Source organism: Gemmobacter aquaticus, from assembly GCF_007859075.1.
GTDB classification, from domain to species: Bacteria; Pseudomonadota; Alphaproteobacteria; order Rhodobacterales; family Rhodobacteraceae; genus Gemmobacter; species Gemmobacter aquaticus.
This window is the reverse complement of record NZ_VOAK01000023.1, coordinates 116921-135621: the sequence shown is the minus strand read 5'-3', so window position 1 is coordinate 135621 and position 18701 is coordinate 116921. Positions and strand designations below refer to the sequence as shown.

Genomic DNA, 18701 nt, shown 5'->3' with positions numbered 1-18701 from the left:
ATGTGTCAGAGCCTGAAGAACATCCTGCGTCTGACGATCAAGGAGCTGCGCGCGATCCGTGTGGACCGGGTCATGGTGGTGCTGATCCTCTATGTCTTTACCGTCTCGACCTGGATGGTCTCGGACGCTGCGAAAACCGATATCGAAAACCTGTCGGTCGCCGTGGTTGACGAGGATCACAGCCAGCTTTCGGCCCGTCTGGCAGATGCGATCCAGCCCCCGCTCTTCACCCCGCCCGCGCAGTTGACGGCGACCGAGGCCGCCGTGGCTCAGTCACGGGGCGATCAGGTGCTGGTCCTGTCAATCCCGCCGAAGTTCGAGGAATCGCTCCGGCGAGGCGATCCGGCGACGCTGATGATCCTGATTGACGCCACGGCGGTCGCGCAGGCCGGAAACGGTGCAAGCTTCCTGCGGCAGGTTCTGGTGCAGACGGTGTCGGACTACCTTTCCCCCGGCGCGGCGCAGGTCGCGATGATCAATGTGGTGCAACGCAACCTATACAACGAAAACCTGACCGGCGCGTGGTTCACCGCGGTGATGCAGCTGATGAACTCGGTCACCATCCTCACGCTGATCCTGTCGGGCTCTTCCATGATCCGCGAACGCGAGCATGGCACCATCGAGCATGTGCTGGTCATGCCTGTTCATCCGCATGAGATCGTGGTGTCAAAGGTGCTGGCAACGGGGCTTGTAATCCTTGTGGCCTCTGTTCTCAGTCTGGAGTTGGTAATCCGGCTGGGCATGGGGGTGCCCGTCGATGGATCGCTTGCGCTCTATGCAACGGGGGCCGCGGTCTATATCGCCGCAGTCGCGAGCATCGGATTGCTGCTTGCGTCGTTCACCCAGAACATGGGCCAGTTCGGGCTGCTGGTCATTCCGGTGATCATCGTCATCATCCTGCTGTCGGGCGGCATGACACCGCTGGAGTCGATGCCTGACTGGTTGCAGATCGCCATGCGGACGATCAGCCCGGCCCCGCATTTCGTAAGTTTCGCGCAGTCGGTGCTCTATCGGGGCGCGGGGCCGGGCCTTGTGCTCGGGGAACTGGCTGCCATGGCTGTCATGGCGGGCGTCGCGCTGACGGTCGTGCTCAGGCGGTTCCGCAAGGTTCTTGCGGGGTAGGGGGCTATCGCCCCGTAAGCCGGTTCGCAAACGCAGCCAGACGAGAACTGCGCTGCCCGCCGCTTGCGCGTTCGCGCCGGTCGGCGAGGTGATACAGGCGATACATCGCATGCACGCCCAGCCAGCGCAGCGGCTCGGGTTCCCACTTGCGCGGGCGGCGGTTGACCCAGGGTAGGTCCGTGCGTTCGGTCTGCCGTTCCAGCACCAGATCCGCCAGCGTCCGCCCCGCGAAGTTCGAGGTGGAGACCCCGATCCCCACATAGCCCCCGGCCCAGCCAATGCCGGTCTTCGGGTCAAGTCCCGCCGTCGCGCACCAATCGCGCGGCACGCCCAACACGCCGCACCACGCGTGATCCAGGCGGAGGCCGCGCGTCTGCGGCAGCATCCGGTGCAGGATTTCGGTCAGTTGCCGTATCGTCTCGGGCTGGGTCTGGCCGCGCACATCGGTCGCCGAACCAAAGCGATAAGGCACCCCGCGCCCGCCCATGGCGATCCGCCCTTCGCGCGTGCGTTGGGCGTAGCAATAGGCGTGCGAGGCGTCGCCCAGAAGTTCGGCCCCTTGCCACCCGATCTCGTCCCACAGGGACTGCGGCAGCGGCTCGGTCACGACAATGGCGCTGTTCATCGGCAACCATTCCCGCTCGTTGCCAGGAATGCCGTGGGTGAAACCTTCGGTCGCGCGGATGATCCGACGCGCCCGGACCGTTCCTCGATCTGTGGTGACAACACCCTTGGCGATGCCCGTGACCTTGGTCTGTTCAAAGATCGAAACGCCAAGCCGTTCGACCACGCTGGCCAGTCCGCGCACCAGCTTGGCCGGCTGGACGCGCGCAACGCCATGCGTGACCAAGGCGCCTTGCGTATTTGCGATACGAATGCGGGACAGCGCCTCGGGCCCTTCGATCAGGGTTGCGCGATCCGCGCCGATACCCCAGGCCCGCTCCTCGGCCAGCGCCGCGCGCATCCGCTGCATCTGGGCAGGTGAACAGGCATAGGTCAGGCAATCGGTGCGATGGATGTCGGCCTCGATCCCCTCGGTCTCGCAGACCCGGATCACCTCATCCACCGTCTCGCGCAGCTGGCGCTCAAAGGAGATGACGCCCTCTCGCGTCCCGTTTGACAGGTATTTGTCCCGGCTCCAGGTGAAGTCGCCCGAAAGCCAGCCACCATTGCGCCCCGAGGCACCAAAGCCCGCAAACTCCCGCTCAATGACCGCGATCGACAGCGAGGGCTCGGCCTGCTTCAGGTAGTAGGCGGTCCAGAGACCTGTGAACCCCGCACCTACGATGCAGACATCAACGGTGGTATCCCCGGCCAAGGGCCTGCGCGGTGTGGGAAGGCCCCCCATATCGGCATGCCAGAAGGAGACCTCGCCGTTCTTGATTGCGTTCATGCCCTGCCTCTGCGTCGCGTTCCACGCAGTGTTAGGCTCCGGAGATCGGGGTGACAAGGGTGGCTGCCCCCGGCGGGCGCGGGCAGCGTCGGTTGGCTCAGGCGCCCTCGGCAATCAGCGTAAGCCCAAGTTCGGCCAGCGCATCCTGTGGGCTCTCTGCGAGGCTGGCTGCCAGCCGGTCGGGTGTTGCGGTTGCGCCGATCAGGATGGCAGCCTGCGCGCGCGCAGCCGCCTCAAGATCAGCCCCCCAAGCGGGCTCGGAGAGCGCAGCGGTTGCGGCCTCGGCAAACCCCGTCGGCACGGTGGCCGAGGCAACGGCATAGAGGTTGCCCTCTGCATCCCGCCAGATCGGTTGGCCGTAGGTCATCGCATCATCCGGACCAAGGCCGAGGCACAATGCCAGCTGGTTCGCATCCGCAATCATATGCGCGGGACAGGCGATCGTGACCCTCATGCTGCCACCCCGCCGCGGGCTGCGGCCCAACCTTCGGCCAGGATCAACTCCTCTGCCGTCAACAGGCGGTTGATCGCGAGCAGGCCATAGAGCGCGCCGTTGAAAAACCGCATCGTTCCGCCGCGCGCGCCGATGAATATCGGGTAGCTGCCGAATTCTCCGCTGCCCTGATCTACACTGCTCGATCCGACCTGTACCCCGTTTCGTCGAATGATCGCCGTGTCGGTTCCGACCTTGCCCTGACCGGTGATCACCACCCGCGAGCCGGGCAGCGTTGTCGAAGCCCTGCCGGGTGCCGAGCCACCACTGCCGCGCGAGGCGAAGCCTACCGTATTGCTGGACGCATCGTAGGTCGCGGCCAGAACCCACGTGCCCGCGTTCCCCGGCGGGTTCGCGGACTGGCCGGCCAGATCCTCCAGATTGACACTCTGGTTGCGGGCCAGGGCGGCGATTACGGTCACAGCATCGCTTCCCCAAGCAAAGGAGGGGGTGGAAAGCCAGTCGTCCACGCCATCGAGCTGCAGATAGTGCCGCCCGCCCGCATCCTGTTGCAGCGTTGGTCGCGCCGCCGACGTACCTTGGGCAAAGTCATGCCCCATCCCGCTCAGATCGCTGATCAGACCGACGGGCTGTCCGGCGGCTGTGGCGGGTACAGTTCCGGCCGCGTCCTGCCAGACCCCGGCGATGCGACCCGGATCAAGCCAGAACCCGTTTGCCCCGCCCCTGAACAGCGCGGCCGGCGACCACGACGGCCCGCGCAGGGCCGCCCCGCTTAGCGCAAGGCCCATCTCCAGCATCAGATCCACCCCGTCAGGCCGGTGGCCGTGGTGCCGGTGGCAAGGATGCGCGTCGCCAGCAGCGGATAGGTGCCCGCAGGCAGCGCGGCTGTCGACTGCGAGAGGCCGTCGCTATTGATCCAGGCCAGCGTCCCCCCCACGGCGAGCGTGATCGCCCGGATCGGCGTGGCAAGGTTGGTGCCATCAGACGGCGTGACATTGATCGAGCCGATGGCCGGGCCATTCAGCGGTCGCGCCATGGATTTGAACGGATCGGGCATGGTCATCTCCTGTGGTTCCGTCGCGGCCACCCTCTGGGCCGAACACGAGGGGCACCATGGCGGCAAGTGGTAAGGAGGGGATGAGCGCACCGTTCGTGCATCCCTGTGGTTGTGCAACTACAGGTCGTGTGAGATGCCCATTGATTTCTCTTCTACTTGCGGTGATACCGGCAGTAAGGTGCAGTAAGGATCCCCGTTCGCAGTGCGGCGACATCCTCGGGGAAAACTGATGTGCCCTTGCGAGTAGATCGTCACAACTCTGTACGGAACGGATCGCGTGAATTTCTCTGACTTTGACACAAGGCGCATCGAGAACTATTCGGCCAGTCGGATTGGCCAGTCCACCGACACATATGTGATCGGCCGGAACACCGATGTTGTGCTTTGTGGGGCCGCAGAGCAGGTCACAGAGATCCTAAATAGGTACGCATTTCGATATTCTCCAAATCTGTTTCTTCACCTTTATCGAATGTATGTCGAGCAAGCGCAAAAGATCGTCCGCCGTGTGAATCCACTGGCTGAATTTTGCGTCTATCCAGGCGATCTCAGATCCGATCTTCCTGTTCCAGTCTTGACAAAGTCCAGAAAGATATCGACTTCAAGCCGCTGTACCTTGCTGCCTTTGAATTACCAGCGGCACTGGGGAGATGTTCTTTCGGTAGATGATATTGATATTCCCTTCTCGCAAAAGGATGACAAGCTGATATGGCGCGGGACAACAACTGGCAAGTTCATGCCAAATGGATCGCCTGAGCCATATTCGAGCCGTGCCTATATCTATGCGGCGAGTGGGAAAAATCAGAATATCGATATCGGTTTCAGTGAAATCGTTCAGATTGATGAGAGCTGGCCAGTCATCTCACTGCTGAAGGCGAACCGAAAAGGCGCGATGACGATCGGGCAGCAACTTCGATCCAAGTACTTGCTTTCATTGGAAGGAAACGACGTTGCGAGCGGGCTGAAGTGGATGCTATTTTCGAATTCCGTCGTGATCATGCCGCGTCCGACGTGCGAGTCTTGGGCCTGCGAAAGCATGCTTGTGCCATTTGTGCATTTTGTTCCGGTCGCCCATGATCTTTCGGACCTGAGCGAAGTATATGAATGGTGCACGACGCATCCGCGTGAGTGCGAAGAGATTGCCATGAATGGACGGTCATTCATACAGAACTTCCTGGATCCCGCCAAGGAATCGATGATCTGTGATGCGGTGGTTTCGGAGTACCTGAGGACGTGTGAGTTCTCTGTAGATCAGGCAGAGCTTCGGCCGATCGCTATTGATCCCGTATCTGTCCGGCGTCGTGCGCAAGAGCGTGCGGCAAATGGCGAGTATGCCGTGGCAGAGATGATCTTGGGGTTAGGCTCAAAGAGGTTTCCCGATTGGAAGGATGAATATGGAGATCCGATCTTTCAAAAGGATCTGATCAAGACCCTGCTGAATCAGGGCCGGGTTGAGGATGCTCTCGCCCATGTTCCGAATGACCCTTCAGATAATATGCCCGGCTGGCACAAAATTCTGTTTGCCAGGGCATTTGAGAATATGAATCGAAGTGCCGAGGCTTTGCCATATTGGATCGGATTTCTCGAAACCCATCCAAATCATGTCGAGGCGCAGGATGCCGTCAGACGCCTGACCGTCTCAGTCTGAGCTCATGTCTCTTGCTTCAACGTGCAGTCATGCTCCGAGAGGGCGACGGGGAGTCGCTTATCGTTCCGCACAATTTTTAATCAACTCGACCAGAGATTGATATTTACTTCTGCCGCAGCGCGGCATCGTGCTTGCATTACTCGCCTTAAAGGTTAATGGTTCGAGCACGGTGACGCGCCGAGTCTCCAGTCAAAGCCTCGAGGATTCTACGTATGCGGTATGTTCCGCCCTTTTCATCCCTCAATCAGAGTCTGGTCTTCAGCAGCGAGCAGGATGGCCCGTGGGTCAGGATGCCGTATGAGGAGTTCGAAAACCTGCTGCGCAGGCTGCTGCATGCCATCGAGATAGACGAGGAGTGGTATCGCCGCGCCTATCCCGATGTTGATCAGGCGATTCGCGATGGCGCGGTGAAAAGCGCGCGCGACCATTTTCTGAACAGTGGCTACTTCGAGGGGCGACTGCCAAGCGAGGTCAAGGTGGATGAGGCCTGGTATCTCGCCACTTACCCCGACATTGCCGAGGCTGTCCGCGCAGGCAGCGTGCCCTCGGCGCGGCAGCATTTCCTGTCTTTCGGTTACGCCGAGGGGCGGCTCCCCTCTCCGTGACAAACATCTGAAATCTCGTTTTCCATCAATGCCTTGAGGACATCATGATTCCTTCCTTTGATCACGGTGTGGTTGTCGTCGGCGATGTCATGCTCGACCGCTTTGTCTACGGCACCTCTGGCCGCCTGTCGCCCGAGGCGCCGGTTCCCGTTGTGCGCAAGCGACGTGAGACGATCATGGCCGGCGGCGCCGGGAACGTGGCGCGCAACATCGAGGCGCTTGGTGGGCGGCCAACCCTGTTTGGGCTGGCCGGTCAGGACGCGGCCGGGGATGAACTGGCCCGCGTCATAGGTGCGCCGGCACGTCTGGTGCGCAGCGCAGACTGGCAGACCATCGTGAAGCTGCGCGTCATCGCCCAGCATCAACAGGTGGTCCGCATCGACGAGGAGGAGCCGCGCGCCGCCACCTCGGCCGAAGCGAGCGAACTTCTTGCCGATCTGGCGCAGAGTCTCGGACGTGCGCGGGCCATGATCCTGTCGGATTACGGCAAGGGTGTGCTGACACCCGAGGTCTGCGCGCGCGCGATCACGACGGCACATGAGGCCGGGGCGCTTTGCATCGTTGATCCCAAGGGGCGCGACTATTCCCGCTATGCCGGGGCGCATTATGTCACCCCAAACGCATCCGAACTGGCCGAGGTCACGGGCATGCCGACGGGCACCGATGCTGAGGTGGAAGCCGCGGCGCGGGCGCTGCTGGCCCGTGTTTCCGTCGGCGCCGTCATCGCCACCCGCAGTGAAAAAGGCATGATGCTGATCCCGCGCGACGGAGCGGTGATCGCCTCGCCCGCCACAGCGCAAGAGGTATTCGACGTTTCGGGTGCGGGCGACACGGTGATCGCCACCCTCGCGCTCGCGCTAGCCGCAGGTCGACCGGTGGCCGAGGCGATGCAACTCGCCAACCTTGCTGCGGGAATCGTGGTGGCCAAGCTTGGTACGGCGGTCTGCTCTTTCGCCGAACTTGAACATGCGATGCGCGTCGAGGCCGGCGGTAATGGTGTGCTGAGCCACGCAGCGGCAGCCCGTATCCTGCACGAATGGCAGTCAGAAGGGTTGCGCGTGGGATTCGCCAACGGCTGCTTCGACATTCTGCACGCAGGTCACGTCAAGCTTCTGCGCGAGGCGCGCCGTCATTGCGACCGGCTGATCGTGGCGCTGAACGATGACGCAAGCGTGGCCCGGCTGAAAGGCCCGACGCGGCCGATCAATTCCCTGGCCGATCGCGCCGCGGTGATCGCGGGCCTCGACAGCGTTGATGCGGTCACCTGGTTTGGCGAGGACACGCCGCTGGAACTGATCCTCAAGCTGCGTCCTGACCGGTTGTTCAAGGGCTCCGACTACACCGTCGATCAGGTGGTGGGCGCGCGGGAAATCCGGGCGTGGGACGGACAGACCATCCTTCTCGATCTCTTGCCGGGCCGGTCCACCACCAGCATCGTCACGCGAGCGGGCAGTTCGGCGCAGGCCTGATGGAGATGAAGTCGCTGCGGCCCGCGCTGTTTCTCGACCGGGACGGGGTGCTGAACCACGACCACGGCTATGTCGGCTCGCCAGACCGCTTTGACTGGATCGACGGGGCGCCGCAAGCGATCCGTCGGGCCAATGATGCGGGCTATCTGGTGTTCGTTGTGACCAACCAATCCGGCGTTGCCCGCGGGTTTTTCGATGAGGCCGCGTTCCACGGGCTGATGGATCATATCCGTCGGGACCTTGATGCACGCAGCGGTGGGCGCATTGATGACATCCGGCATTGCCCATGGCTGCCGGACGCCCCTTTGCCGCAATGGCGGCGCGACAGCGACTGGCGCAAACCTGCAGCCGGCATGCTCATAGACCTGATGCAGACCTGGCCCGTCGATGCGGCACGCAGCCTGATGGTGGGCGATCGCGAAAGCGACATGCAGGCGGCGCGGGCGGCAGGTGTTGCCGGGCACCTGTTTGCGGGTGGCAACCTCGAGACCTTTCTCACCCCTCTCTTGCAGCAGGAATTCCAGATATGAGCGTTTCCGAACTTCGGGCCGAATACGAAGTGTTGCGAGGCTGGCTGTTCAATCAGGCGCTGCCGCTTTGGGCAGGGCGGGGCACAGACCGGGCAACCGGCGGCTTTTTCGAAAAACTCTCTCCCCAGGGTCTTCCGCTGGATGAGCCGCGTCGCGCGCGGGTGACGGCCCGCCAGATCTTTGCCTTTGCGACAGCCGGACGACTGGGCTGGGCGGATGTCGCCGATGCGATGGTTGACTATGGCCTTGCCAACCTCTTTCGCCATCACCTCTTGCCCGAAGGCATCGTCATTCCGACAGTTGCTGCCGATGGCACTGTGCTGCGGCGTGATTTCGACCTCTACGACCATGCGTTTGTTCTTTTCGCGCTGGCTGCGGTAGCCGGAGGGCGGGCTGGGGATCCCGCGATCGCCGCGCGCGCGGCGATGCTGCGCGATGAGATGACGCATGGGTGGGGGCATCCCGGCCGGGGATTTGAAGAGGCACAACCGCGCAGCCTGCCGCTCAAGGCCAATCCGCATATGCATCTCTTCGAGGCGGCCCTTGCGTGGGAGGGGACCTCGACTGACGCAGGCTGGCGCGCCATGGCCGACATGATCGCCGAGATGTGCCTTGAATGTTTCATCGACCCTGGCACGGGTGCGCAGCGCGAGTACTTTGACGGTGACTGGCAGGCGATTGAGCTTCCGCCGCAGGATGTGGTCGAGCCGGGGCATCAGTTCGAATGGGCTTGGCTGCTTTGTCGTTGGGGCAAGCTGCGCAATCGCCCGGATGCGCTTGCAGCCGCGCGACGCCTGACGGCCATCGGAGAGGAGAAGGGCGTCGATCCGGTGCAGGATCTGGCGGTGAATGAGCTGAATTCCGATCTGTCGCTGCGTGATGGGCTGTTCCGGCTCTGGCCGCAGACCGAGCGACTGAAGGCACATGCCAGCGCCATGGCGATGGCCGACGATCCGGTCGCGCGCGAGGCCGCCGCCGCACGTGCGGCTCGGTCTGCCCGTGGCTTGCGGCGATACTTCGATCACCCTGTGCCGGGATCGTGGTGGGAGCATCTGGGTCTTGACGGACGCCCGCATGACCTGACCGAACCTGCCCGCGCATCAAGCCTCTATCATATCGTTTGCGCCATCGCGGAAACTGCGGTGCAACTCGAACGTGTCGAGTCTGTCGGCCTGACGACGGCTTGAGCGGCTGAGAAGGCAAAAGATGCCCCGGCAGGTTCTGGCCGGGGCATCTTTCGTTTCTGGTGTTCGGTTCAGCCGCTTCAGCCGCCCCGACGCAAGGCGAGGAATCGCTGGCACAGCCGGTGCACGTCAAAGGGTGACAGCGACTGCAGGCAGGCGAGGTTGCGGTGACATTGTTCGGCATGCGCGATGTAGCAGGGCGCGCAGCTCATGTCGCGGCGCAGGGCGACGGCTGACGGCCCAAGCGGCCCCCATTCGTCCGATGATACCAGCGCCGAATGCACAGCGACCGTCGGCACTCCCATGCCTGAGGCGATATGGCTCGGCCCGCTGTTGTTGCCCACAAAGAGTACACTCTCGGCCATGATCCGCGGTACCTCTGCCAGTTTCGAGCGGCCAACCAGATTGAAGACGCCGTCGCGCGCATGCAGCCGGTTCAGGATGTTCGACGCAATATCCGCCTCATCCGGCCCGCCAATCAGGGCGACATTCACACCGTCCTCTTCGATAAGCAGATCAATCAGCCGCGCGAAGTACGCGGGCGACCATTGCCGCAAGGGCGTTCCCGCCGCCGGGTGAATCACCACGTAATCGCGCGCGAAAAGCCCGCCAAACTCGGCGCGAAGAGCGTCGGACAAGGGGGGCAAGCGATCTGCCGCTGTGGCAATGGTTCGCCGCGCCGTGGTAAAGGCCGAACCAATCGCCCCGATCAGGTTCAAGAGATCTGTTGCCACATGGTTGCGCTTGTCGGCCTGGACCGTGTCGCGCTCCCACCCGAGGGCGATATCCAGCCAGGGAAACTCGCGGTCATTGTCGAAGCCTGCGGTCAGGGGCGCGCCGCTGATCTGCAGAATGTGCCGTGTGTCGGCATGCTTGCGCAGATCAACCGCCAGATCAAACTGCCGGGCGGTCAGATCGCGTTCCAACGCCGCATAGTCCGCCCGTGTCAGCTTCTTTCGGCCAAGGCCAGAGCGTGCATCGAAGAATTCGAACGGGATCAACTCGTCGATGGCGTCTTCCATGCTGGCGATGCCCATGGCGGACCGCCCGACAAGGGCGCTCAGATGGGCTTTGGGAAACTGCGCCTTCAACTGGCGGATCGCCGGCAGCGCCGTGACCAGATCGCCGATGTGGTCAAGCTTCACCACAAGGATGCGCCGGATCTGATCGGTCGCGCCCAGTGGGTGTCCGGGGTAAACCTCGCGCAGCGGCTCTTCCTCGGGGACAAAATCGTCGGCCTCGGTGCTGATCGAAGGGCTGACATAGGGGTCACCCGCAAGGCACAGATCTCCCCATGTCTGCAAAAAGGCGCTGCGATCAAAGTCATCCTTCAGATGCGCGCGGCTTGCGAGTTCATGGTGCAGAAGGCGGGCATGCGGGGTGAAGATCACCGAGCGGCCCGTCGCGCGCAGTCGCAGGCAAAAGTCGATGTCATTGTTGACGACGGCATGTGCCTCATCAAAACCCGCGACGGCATCAAACACCTCGCGCCGCACCATCATGCAGGCGCCAGTCACGCAGGTCAGTTCTCGCTGGCTGAGCGCGAGGCCGAAGTAGCACGGATCATCTGAGGCGGCGAAACGGAAGGCATGGCGGGCCGTGCCGGGCATGGACCGCGACAGGAACATGCCCGCATGCTGCACCTTGCCATCCGGGTAAAGCAGTTGGGCGCCAACGACGCCCACCTCGGGACGCGCGGCCTCGGCCATCAGCACATCCAGCCAGTCGTCGTGCAGCACCTCGACGTCGTCGTTCAGAAACAGCAGGTAATCCCCGCTTGCCGCTGCCGCGCCGAGGTTGTTGAGCCGCGACCAGTTGAAGGGCTCATCAACCTCAACGACCAGATCAGCATGCGCGCGGAACCACGTTTTCCATGCGCGCCCCTCCGCGGTGATCTTGCGGCGGCGGATGTTGTCAACGACTACGATCTCAACCTCGGCCCCGCCCGAATTTTTTCGGATGCTTTCGACACAACGCAGGATGTGATCGCGCGCACCGATCGAGGGGATGATGATCGACACTTTGCCGCCTGGGGTTCCAGTCCGCTCAACCCGGTGCAGGAACGGGGCGGCCCCTTGGCGTACGCGACCAAGGCGGCCCTCGACGCGCAGATGGGTCTGCAGGGCCTTGCGCTCAAGCGCCGGAGTTTCGGTGGCGCTGATTTCAAGCATCAAGATTGGCACCTGCCGGATGGCATCCAGACGAGCCGCCTCGGCTGACAGCCGCAGCACAGCCCCATAGTCGCCCAGCCCTGCCAGATCGGGGAGCCTGATCCTCGCCTCGCGCAGCAGGGCGGCAGAGGCCAACCAGGCGCGGCCGATATAGTTCTGCGACATCAGCAGATCCGGCGACCAGCCGGGCTTGTGGAACGCGGCGATTTCGCCGGGCGCCAACGGATCGGGGCGGCGGTCATCGGCATAGACGAACGCGGGTGCGCCTGTTGTGTCGGCCGCAAGCAACGGGCCAAGCAAGCCGTCCGCCGCAAGCACATCGCCCGCCCGCAGCATCAGCATGAACCCTGGGGCATCGGGCGCGGCATGATCCGCCAGCGGCGCAACCCGTCCGGCCAGGTGCGGCAGGTGGCGGGTCAGGTCATCGATCGCGATGCCCTCGGGCGTGCTCAGCCACACCCGCCAATGCGGATAGGCCTGACGATCAAGGCTGCGCAGCGTTGCCTGCACCCGCTCGGCCAGTCGGGGCCGGGCGTCGGCGCGCAAGATGATATCGCAGACCGGCATCGGGCCGCGCGCGGCCAATATGTCGAGCCCGGTCAGCACCTCGGCAAAAGGAACTTTCTGGCGCAGCGCGTTGCGCCCGAGATCGGCGGCATCGCGCGCCACGTCGATGGTAAAGCGGTTCTCCAGCACGCCCGACTTGCGGTCGGTGATGACGATGCGCACCTCGGAGCGGCCATTCTTAAGCACGCGGGCGGGGACGGACAGGGCAAACCCGGCCAGAAGCGTGTCAGGAAAGTCGAAGAAAATCTCGGGCAGTTCCTCGCGCCGGATGCCGATATAGGCGAGGCCGAGCGACGTTCCATCCAGAAACACTTCGATCTGGCGCACGCCTGCGCGCGCTACGGCCCAACCGCTCAGTTTGAAGGCGCCAGTCACCGGGCGCGTCGCATGACCTGCGTCAAGCTGGAAGGTATCGAGCCCCAGCACGATATCCTCAAACGGCGAGACCCGCGCCGAGGGGGGCACGATCATCGCGCTGATCTCGAACGCCCTGCGGGAGCCGTCTTTCAGCGCGGCCATGACCATGAAGCTTGCCGGACCTTCGGGAAGCCCGGCGCGGTGGGTCAGGTCGAATGAAAAGCCCGAGTTTGCCGCGTTGGGCAGGTTCGGATAGGCCCGGCCCACGTCGGGGCGCGGTTGTCCGGTTATGGCCTGCCCGATTTCGGCGCCCCCGTAATGCAGCGACAGGGTATCGATGCCCGCCAGTGCCGCGCTCCAGCCAGAGATCTGGCAGCGGCCCGTGGTATCGACGTCGATCACGTCACAGAAGAACCATGAATCCTCTGGTTGGGCCGGGGCATCGGGTTCCGCGGCTGGCAATGGTGCCTGCGGTTCTGGTACATCGGCGCGCGCGACATCGGGCGCAAGCGTGATCTGACGCACCTGTTGGGGGGTGGTGACCACACGCCGCAAGGTGCCGTCGCGTGCCAGAACCTCGATGGTGATCGTCTCGGCGCGGGCCTGTTCGGCCATTTGCAGGCTGGCGGTCACGAAGAAGCCCGACCGGTCGGCGTTTGGGTAATGCGGGAACAGTTCGGCCACGTCGGGTCGCTGAAGGCCGGGCAACGTGCCCGCGATCTTGCGGCCATTGCCGAAAATCTGGACCGAAATGATCGGCGCCTGCGCCACGGCCCAGCCAGAGATGCAGAGCATGCCCGATCCATCAATCTCGCAGCGTTCGACATGGGTGCGCATGGCCATGCTGGAAGGCGCGAACTCACCCTCGGCACCGCTCAGCGGAAAGCGTTTGACGAAGACCTTGCCAGAGGTTCCGACCGCCATAAGGATGATCTGGCAGGGCCCCTCTGGCAGTTCCCCCCCGGTCAGGACGGCCTCGAACCCGGTGTATTCGGCATGCGGGATCGAGGGGTAGATTTCGGCCACATCGGGGCGATAGCGTCCGACCTTGGCACTGGCGATGCGGCGCCCCTCAAGGATGATCTCGATGCTCTGAAAAGGGTCGGGGCCGATGGCCCAGCCAGAGACCAGACCCGAGCGAATCCGGCGTTTGCCATCCGCGTCCGTCACCACCTCTGTGATCTGGGCAAGATCGATCCAGATCTTTCCCGCAAATCCGGGTTGGGCAGAAACGGATGTCTTTTCAGTGGGCTGTACGGTCATTCGCTGCTATCTGTCGTGTTCTGGCCAAGGTGGGGCGCGCCGCGCGCCAATCCGGAGGCGGATGCTGCAGGGGCAGCATATGCGGTTGCATTAAGGAAGTTAAGCTAAACCATGCGTTGTGTGGCGAAGTCTTCGCCGCCGTCACACGCCCATGAAATCCATCAGCGCGTTGATCTGCGCCCGGTGGTTCGCGGGGCGCATGGTGGCCACGGCACAGAATTCAACCGACGGGCCGGGAAGGGTCTGCACCTCTTCGAAACCGGCGTCCAGCATGCGACGGGCCAGCGAGGCCTGGGTAAAGCCGGTCCGGTGCGCCATGTAGTGATTGCCAGCGCTGATGGACCGTCTGTGGCCAAAGATCACATCCAGCGCCGAGATCGGTCCCGAAGGGGAATGGTAGAGCGGCCGCTCCAGATCGCCCTCGTCAAACGCCTGCATCACCCCTGCAAGGTCGGGCACCCGCACGATGGCCGCGCCATCGGGGCGCAGGATACGGGCGAACTCTTGCAGCACGCGGGGCACGTCATGGTCAAAGAAATGCTCGACCACATGCGAGCAATAAATCAGGTCGGCCGACCCATCCGGTATGGCCTGCGAAAGATCGGTCAGGTCTGAGAGGATGTCAGGCCGGCAGCCCGGATCCAGATCCACGCGCACCTCACGCCAGCCGGTAAAGGCCGAGGGGTCGGGCAGCAGGTCAAACAGGCGCCGTGGGCCGGAGCCCAGATTATACAGCGTCGGTGCGGTCATGGATATGTCCTCGGCCATCGGCGTCAGGTCTCTTTCACGCCCAGTTGGGCTGATCAGCGTGCCCGCGCAACCCCGCCCGTCGCGGGGCCGGGTCACGGTGATCCAGCGCCAAGGCACGATAGGGCAGGCTGTCGACAGAAAACAGCGGGTGATACTGCGGATCGTTCAGGATGGGCGCGCGCCATGCCGTCCGAAGACAAGCGATCTCGCGTTGGCGGCGATGATCCGCCGGCGTGCCGATCTCGCGGCCCCGGCTGACCGATTCAAAATGCCGGATCATCGCATGGGGCGTAAAGACCACGCGATAACCGGCATGGCGCAGGCGCAGGCAATAGTCGACGTCGTTGAAGTTTACCGCAAACCGGTGGGTATCAAAGCCGCCCATGTCCTCGAACAGCGTGCGGCGGGTCAGCAGCAGGGCGCCGGTCACCGCCGCAGGCTCGGATGCGACGCGCAGCAGTTCGGCATAACCGGGATCACCCGCCATCCGATCCTCGAACGCATGGACCGCACCATGCCAGGGGCCGAGAACCACGCCCCCGTGCTGGATGATGTCGGATGCACGCAGCATCAGCGGCCCCGCCGCCCCGACGGACGGGCAGGCCAGACGGCTGCAAAGCTCAGTCAGAACGCCCGGCTGCGGGAATGCCACATCGTTGTTCATGAAGCACAACTGGGCGTGACGGGCATGCTCGACAGCAAGGTTGTTGATCAGCGAGAAGTTGAAGCCGTCGCTGTATTCAAGGATGCGGATGCCGCGATCCTCAAGCTCGTTCAGCACCTCGAGACTCTCTGGGCTGTCCGACCCATTGTCGACAACGATAACATCGAGATCGAAGCCCGGGTTTGCCTCGATCAGCCCGCCGACAGCCGCCTTGAGCAATTTTCCCTGATTGCGAGTGGGAACGATCACGCTGACCGCGCGCTCGGCAATCGGGCGTTGCAAGTGGAGTGCGGGGAAGATCGCGCCCTTGCGTGCCGATGCCGAGATCCGGGTCGTGGCAAGCAGCAGTCCGGGGCGATGCAGCGCCGTCTGCAGCGTTCGCATCCGAGCCTCGGCTGAGGCCTGCAAGGCGCCTTCACCGACGACCCCGCCGGGATGGGGAAGGTGCCACAGTTTGCCATAGTCAGGCACAGTGCCATCAGGGGACAGCCAGCGCAGCAGCAGGTCAATCAGCGACGCCGCTTCACCCGTACCGGGGGCATTTAGCGCGGCTTCAGGTAAGGCAAAGCAGAGGGCAGCGTGGCCTTGTTCCAGCAGGCGCTCCCAGTCAAAGGCCGAAAAGAGCAAGGGCCAGATCATCCCGTCGGACTGCTCGACAGCCAGATCGCAGAACACCGCCCGCGCCGATGCCAGATCCACGCCTTGAAGCCGGGTTTCAAATCCGGGCAGGGGGCGGATGTCTTGGTGGTGGCACAGAACCCAGCCCGTATTGGCCAGCCGGTGCCAAGACCCATCCGCACCGATCAGGCCCTCTGGACGCACGGCCTCGACCACCGAAATCTCGGGGTAAAGCCCCGCATAGGCCGCAAGCGGCATCGACGAGCCCAGCAAACGATCGAGCATCAGATCGCCGCGTCGCGCCTCGGCAGGGGTGCAGCCCGGCGCTGTCACAAGCCCTTGGTGCAGCGCGCTTGGCCAGGCGATGATATCAACTGGGCTTCCAGCCAGAACCGCTCCGGTCGAGGTTTCCAGATGCAGTCGGTGGAACCGGCCATCCGCAAGCCGAGGATCGATGTGCAGATCAAAGGCTGCTGCCTTGCCCAAAGGGTCTTGCGGATTGCCGATGTGCTGCCAGCGGGTGATCCGGCAGCGCCCGACGATATCTTCGCCTTCCATCGCAACGATCTCATAGGCGGGCAGTTCGGTCACGCCGTTCTCGATGGTGCCGCTGATGGTCAACCCATAGCCATAGTCCAGCGTGCCGGGTACCATCAGCGTCTGTGGTGCATCATGGCGCAGGTCGGACAGGCGGCCTTCGGCGATCACGTGGCTTGTGTTCAGCACCTCAAGCCGCAGAACGTCCCGGTCGTCCAACGCGGCGGGGTTCAGGCTGAAATGAAAGCCATGGTGATGATACCCCAGACCTTCCGCGTCGCTCTCGCGATCGGCCAGCGTTGCGCCCAGAAAGCGGCCATTTGCATACAATCCGACATGCCAGTGCCGGTCAGGCTGCCCTTCCAGCACCACAAAGCCCCGCAAGAGGCCGGGTGCGGCAAAGGCGCAATCAGACTGAAAGGGCATGACTCTCGTCCTCTTGAGCCTCGGAAGCGACGAACCTGAGCACGGCGGTCTCGAGTTTGGCCAGATCGGTTGATGTCGCATCGCGCAGTGCGATCTCGACAAGCGGGCGACCCTCTCGTCCATCCAGGATCAGCATGGTTTCCGTCGCTTCGTCGAATCGCGCCAGCAGGTTGTGGCCGGGATACAGCGCAACGCCCGATGCGTGCAACTGCAGGCGAGGGACGATCCGCAGGCGCCGGAACCGATGGTTCACGACGATTGCATGAATGCCCCCTTGGCAGGGAAGAACGACCGGATTGCCGTTTCCCGAGGGCAACAGGACCCGCCCACCCGCAACTGGCCGGGGGCAATGCTCGTCGATGGGGTTCAGAGGACGGTCGGGCCCAAGTTCGGCAAGGATCCGGCGCCTTGCAGCCGCAAGCGGGTCAAGGGCCACGAATCCCTGATAGAGATCGGCGTAATGCGGGAACCGTTGCTGCAGGCGGCGAAAATTGGCAGAGGTCAGGCGCTGTTTCGTCGCGCCATAGGTGACAGAGCCGACATGGCCCACAAAGCAGTCCGTCGCGGCGACATGCCGCCAGCCGCGCAGGGACGCGCGCAGGCAAAAGTCGACCTCTTCGTAATATCCGCTTTCGTAGATGCCTGAGAGTGGCCCCACCGCGCGCAGGCATTCGTGTGAGATCAGCATGGCAAATCCGTTGCCACTGGGCACGTCTATGGCGCAGCCGGAGTTGTGGCAATCGGCCGCCTGCGCCAGAATCTCGCAGACGTCGGGTGCAGGCATATGTGCGGGCTTGCCTGGCCCAAGCAGGCAAAAGCTGCCCGCGTTATTCGAAAGCGGTGTCACGGTGCCCACATCGGCCTCGCGCAAGTGGTGCAGCATCCGCGCAAATGTGCCTGCCGGCACCCAAACGTCGGAATTGAGCAGCAGAACGGGCCCTGCGCCGATGTGCCGAAGCCCCAGATTGACCGCGGCGGTGAAGCCTAGCCCACCGCCACTCCGGATCAGGGTCACGTCGGCTCGTGCGGCGGCACAATCCAGCATCTCCATTGTCGCGGCCTGCGTGGAGCCGTCATCGACAATCACGAGCTGCCCCCCGTCAAGCCGCGACAGCTCATCAAGGGTTGAGCGCAAGCAGTCAGCCAGCACCTGGCCACCGTCCTTGACCGGCATCAGGATCGTCAACCGCGCGGCCGGAAGGTCAGGATTCATTGTCAGCGGCGCTACGGGACCAACCGCCGCGATCTCAACGCATTGTTCTTGCTGGTTCAGGCGCAGAGTTACTTGTCGCGCTGCACATTCCGGACGGGCGATCAGACAGTCGACCGCAAAGACCCCGCGCGCTTTGTCCTGTCCAAGAGGCAGCACCTGATCCTGCGGGCCGGTTCCGTCCAGCGCCAACGCATCGCTGCGGCCATGAACCAGCGTCAGACGGACTGTCAGCGGCAGATCATGCCGCAGGACAAGTGGCAGGCGCGCGGTATCAATCAAGCCGAGCGCTGTCTGGCGTTCAGCATTGCTGGCAAACGGGCTCGCCAGCAGTGCGACCGCGATATCGTGATGATGTGGCGCTGGTGGCGACTCTTCGGCCAGTCTGCAAAAGAGCGCCATGGCGCGCGGGTCGGCCGGATCGAGCCTGTGGGCGTGTTCAGCATCCGCAGCGGCCTCGGCTCTGGCGCCGATCCTCTGCAACAGCGCAGCCCGTTCGACAAAGCTGCTCGCTGCGGCTTCGGGCGTCGCGTGAAGGGCGGCCTGAAGCGCAAGAAGCCGGTCAATGATGGAAAACTCGGGGCCGGGCATCTGCGATCAGGACTGCGACTCGGTCATGCGGTGTCTGGCACCACGTAATGACAGCCGCCCGATGCACCCGGGCGGCTGCGTGTTCTGA

15 protein-coding genes are annotated in these 18701 nt (G+C 63.4%); 7 read left to right on the top strand and 8 right to left on the bottom strand.

The window, feature by feature from the left end; genetic code table 11:
- On the top strand, nt 1–1122 hold the full coding sequence (locus tag FQU74_RS15175; protein ID WP_146287324.1) for an ABC transporter permease: 1122 nt from the start codon (nt 1–3) through the stop codon (nt 1120–1122).
- A gap of 4 nt (nt 1123–1126) precedes the next feature.
- Here FQU74_RS15175 and FQU74_RS15170 read toward each other — a convergent pair whose 3' ends face one another.
- The 4 genes from FQU74_RS15170 to FQU74_RS15155 all read right to left on the bottom strand — a co-directional run bounded on the left by FQU74_RS15170 (nt 1127) and on the right by FQU74_RS15155 (nt 4026).
- The gene (locus tag FQU74_RS15170; RefSeq protein WP_146287323.1) at nt 1127–2515 is read right to left on the bottom strand and encodes an NAD(P)/FAD-dependent oxidoreductase; all 1389 of its coding nucleotides are present in this window, start codon (nt 2513–2515) and stop codon (nt 1127–1129) included.
- A gap of 97 nt (nt 2516–2612) precedes the next feature.
- Nucleotides 2613–2969 carry a hypothetical protein gene (locus FQU74_RS15165; RefSeq protein WP_146287322.1) on the bottom strand — a complete coding sequence of 119 codons (357 nt, stop codon included), beginning with the start codon at nt 2967–2969 and terminating at the stop codon, nt 2613–2615.
- Nucleotides 2966–3766, bottom strand: coding sequence for a LamG-like jellyroll fold domain-containing protein (locus tag FQU74_RS15160; protein WP_146287321.1), 801 nt, complete (start codon nt 3764–3766; stop codon nt 2966–2968). Before FQU74_RS15160 ends, FQU74_RS15165 begins: the two co-directional genes overlap by 4 nt.
- Nucleotides 3766–4026 carry a spike base protein, RCAP_Rcc01079 family gene (locus FQU74_RS15155; protein ID WP_146287320.1) on the bottom strand — a complete coding sequence of 87 codons (261 nt, stop codon included), beginning with the start codon at nt 4024–4026 and terminating at the stop codon, nt 3766–3768. The genes FQU74_RS15160 and FQU74_RS15155 overlap by 1 nt, the downstream gene beginning before the upstream one ends.
- A gap of 469 nt (nt 4027–4495) precedes the next feature.
- On the opposite strand from FQU74_RS15155, the gene FQU74_RS15150 reads away from it, so the two are divergent.
- The 5 genes from FQU74_RS15150 to FQU74_RS15130 all read left to right on the top strand — a co-directional run bounded on the left by FQU74_RS15150 (nt 4496) and on the right by FQU74_RS15130 (nt 9462).
- The gene (locus FQU74_RS15150) at nt 4496–5671 is read left to right on the top strand and encodes a glycosyl transferase family 90 (protein ID WP_158635607.1); all 1176 of its coding nucleotides are present in this window, start codon (nt 4496–4498) and stop codon (nt 5669–5671) included.
- Nucleotides 5672–5961: 290 nt separating this feature from the next.
- Nucleotides 5962–6276 (top strand): hypothetical protein, encoded by a 315-nt coding sequence (locus FQU74_RS15145; protein WP_146287318.1) that lies wholly within the window; start codon nt 5962–5964, stop codon nt 6274–6276.
- 44 nt (nt 6277–6320) lie between these two features.
- Nucleotides 6321–7745, top strand: coding sequence for a D-glycero-beta-D-manno-heptose-7-phosphate kinase (gene rfaE1 / locus FQU74_RS15140; RefSeq protein WP_146287317.1), 1425 nt, complete (start codon nt 6321–6323; stop codon nt 7743–7745).
- A gap of 5 nt (nt 7746–7750) precedes the next feature.
- The gene (locus FQU74_RS15135; RefSeq protein ID WP_206665039.1) at nt 7751–8275 is read left to right on the top strand and encodes a D-glycero-alpha-D-manno-heptose-1,7-bisphosphate 7-phosphatase; all 525 of its coding nucleotides are present in this window, start codon (nt 7751–7753) and stop codon (nt 8273–8275) included.
- Nucleotides 8272–9462, top strand: a complete 1191-nt coding sequence (locus FQU74_RS15130; protein ID WP_146287316.1) for an AGE family epimerase/isomerase — start codon at nt 8272–8274, stop codon at nt 9460–9462. The genes FQU74_RS15135 and FQU74_RS15130 overlap by 4 nt, the downstream gene beginning before the upstream one ends.
- A 77-nt stretch (nt 9463–9539) precedes the next feature.
- Here FQU74_RS15130 and FQU74_RS15125 read toward each other — a convergent pair whose 3' ends face one another.
- From FQU74_RS15125 to FQU74_RS15110, 4 genes are all read right to left on the bottom strand, one after another.
- On the bottom strand, nt 9540–13817 hold the full coding sequence (locus tag FQU74_RS15125; RefSeq protein WP_146287315.1) for a glycosyltransferase family 9 protein: 4278 nt from the start codon (nt 13815–13817) through the stop codon (nt 9540–9542).
- 141 nt (nt 13818–13958) lie between these two features.
- The gene (locus FQU74_RS15120) at nt 13959–14567 is read right to left on the bottom strand and encodes a class I SAM-dependent methyltransferase (protein WP_158635606.1); all 609 of its coding nucleotides are present in this window, start codon (nt 14565–14567) and stop codon (nt 13959–13961) included.
- Between the two features lie 34 nt (nt 14568–14601).
- Complete coding sequence (locus FQU74_RS15115) at nt 14602–16812, bottom strand: glycosyltransferase family 2 protein (protein ID WP_158635605.1); 2211 nt, start codon at nt 16810–16812, stop codon at nt 14602–14604.
- A complete protein-coding gene (locus FQU74_RS15110) occupies nt 16796–18304 on the bottom strand; it encodes a glycosyltransferase family 2 protein (RefSeq protein WP_158635604.1) in 1509 nt (502 codons plus the stop codon). Before FQU74_RS15110 ends, FQU74_RS15115 begins: the two co-directional genes overlap by 17 nt.
- On the opposite strand from FQU74_RS15110, the gene FQU74_RS19315 reads away from it, so the two are divergent.
- The gene (locus tag FQU74_RS19315; RefSeq protein WP_158635603.1) at nt 18266–18661 is read left to right on the top strand and encodes a hypothetical protein; all 396 of its coding nucleotides are present in this window, start codon (nt 18266–18268) and stop codon (nt 18659–18661) included. The two genes, FQU74_RS15110 and FQU74_RS19315, sit on opposite strands and share 39 nt — an antisense overlap.
- The last annotated feature ends 40 nt before the right edge of the window (nt 18662–18701 follow it).

Bases quoted from the DNA above. Each gene is read 5' to 3' on its own strand.
- FQU74_RS15175 (WP_146287324.1), top strand. From the start codon at position 1: ATGTGTCAGAGCCTGAAGAACATCCTGCGTCTGACGATCAAGGAGCTG.
- FQU74_RS15170 (WP_146287323.1), bottom strand. From the start codon at position 2,515: ATGAACGCAATCAAGAACGGCGAGGTCTCCTTCTGGCATGCCGATATG.
- FQU74_RS15165 (WP_146287322.1), bottom strand. From the start codon at position 2,969: ATGAGGGTCACGATCGCCTGTCCCGCGCATATGATTGCGGATGCGAAC.
- FQU74_RS15160 (WP_146287321.1), bottom strand. From the start codon at position 3,766: ATGCTGGAGATGGGCCTTGCGCTAAGCGGGGCGGCCCTGCGCGGGCCG.
- FQU74_RS15155 (WP_146287320.1), bottom strand. From the start codon at position 4,026: ATGCCCGATCCGTTCAAATCCATGGCGCGACCGCTGAATGGCCCGGCC.
- FQU74_RS15150 (WP_158635607.1), top strand. From the start codon at position 4,496: ATGTATGTCGAGCAAGCGCAAAAGATCGTCCGCCGTGTGAATCCACTG.
- FQU74_RS15145 (WP_146287318.1), top strand. From the start codon at position 5,962: ATGCCGTATGAGGAGTTCGAAAACCTGCTGCGCAGGCTGCTGCATGCC.
- rfaE1 (WP_146287317.1), top strand. From the start codon at position 6,321: ATGATTCCTTCCTTTGATCACGGTGTGGTTGTCGTCGGCGATGTCATG.
- FQU74_RS15135 (WP_206665039.1), top strand. From the start codon at position 7,751: ATGAAGTCGCTGCGGCCCGCGCTGTTTCTCGACCGGGACGGGGTGCTG.
- FQU74_RS15130 (WP_146287316.1), top strand. From the start codon at position 8,272: ATGAGCGTTTCCGAACTTCGGGCCGAATACGAAGTGTTGCGAGGCTGG.
- FQU74_RS15125 (WP_146287315.1), bottom strand. From the start codon at position 13,817: ATGACCGTACAGCCCACTGAAAAGACATCCGTTTCTGCCCAACCCGGA.
- FQU74_RS15120 (WP_158635606.1), bottom strand. From the start codon at position 14,567: ATGACCGCACCGACGCTGTATAATCTGGGCTCCGGCCCACGGCGCCTG.
- FQU74_RS15115 (WP_158635605.1), bottom strand. From the start codon at position 16,812: ATGCCCTTTCAGTCTGATTGCGCCTTTGCCGCACCCGGCCTCTTGCGG.
- FQU74_RS19315 (WP_158635603.1), top strand. From the start codon at position 18,266: ATGCCGCAGGACAAGTGGCAGGCGCGCGGTATCAATCAAGCCGAGCGC.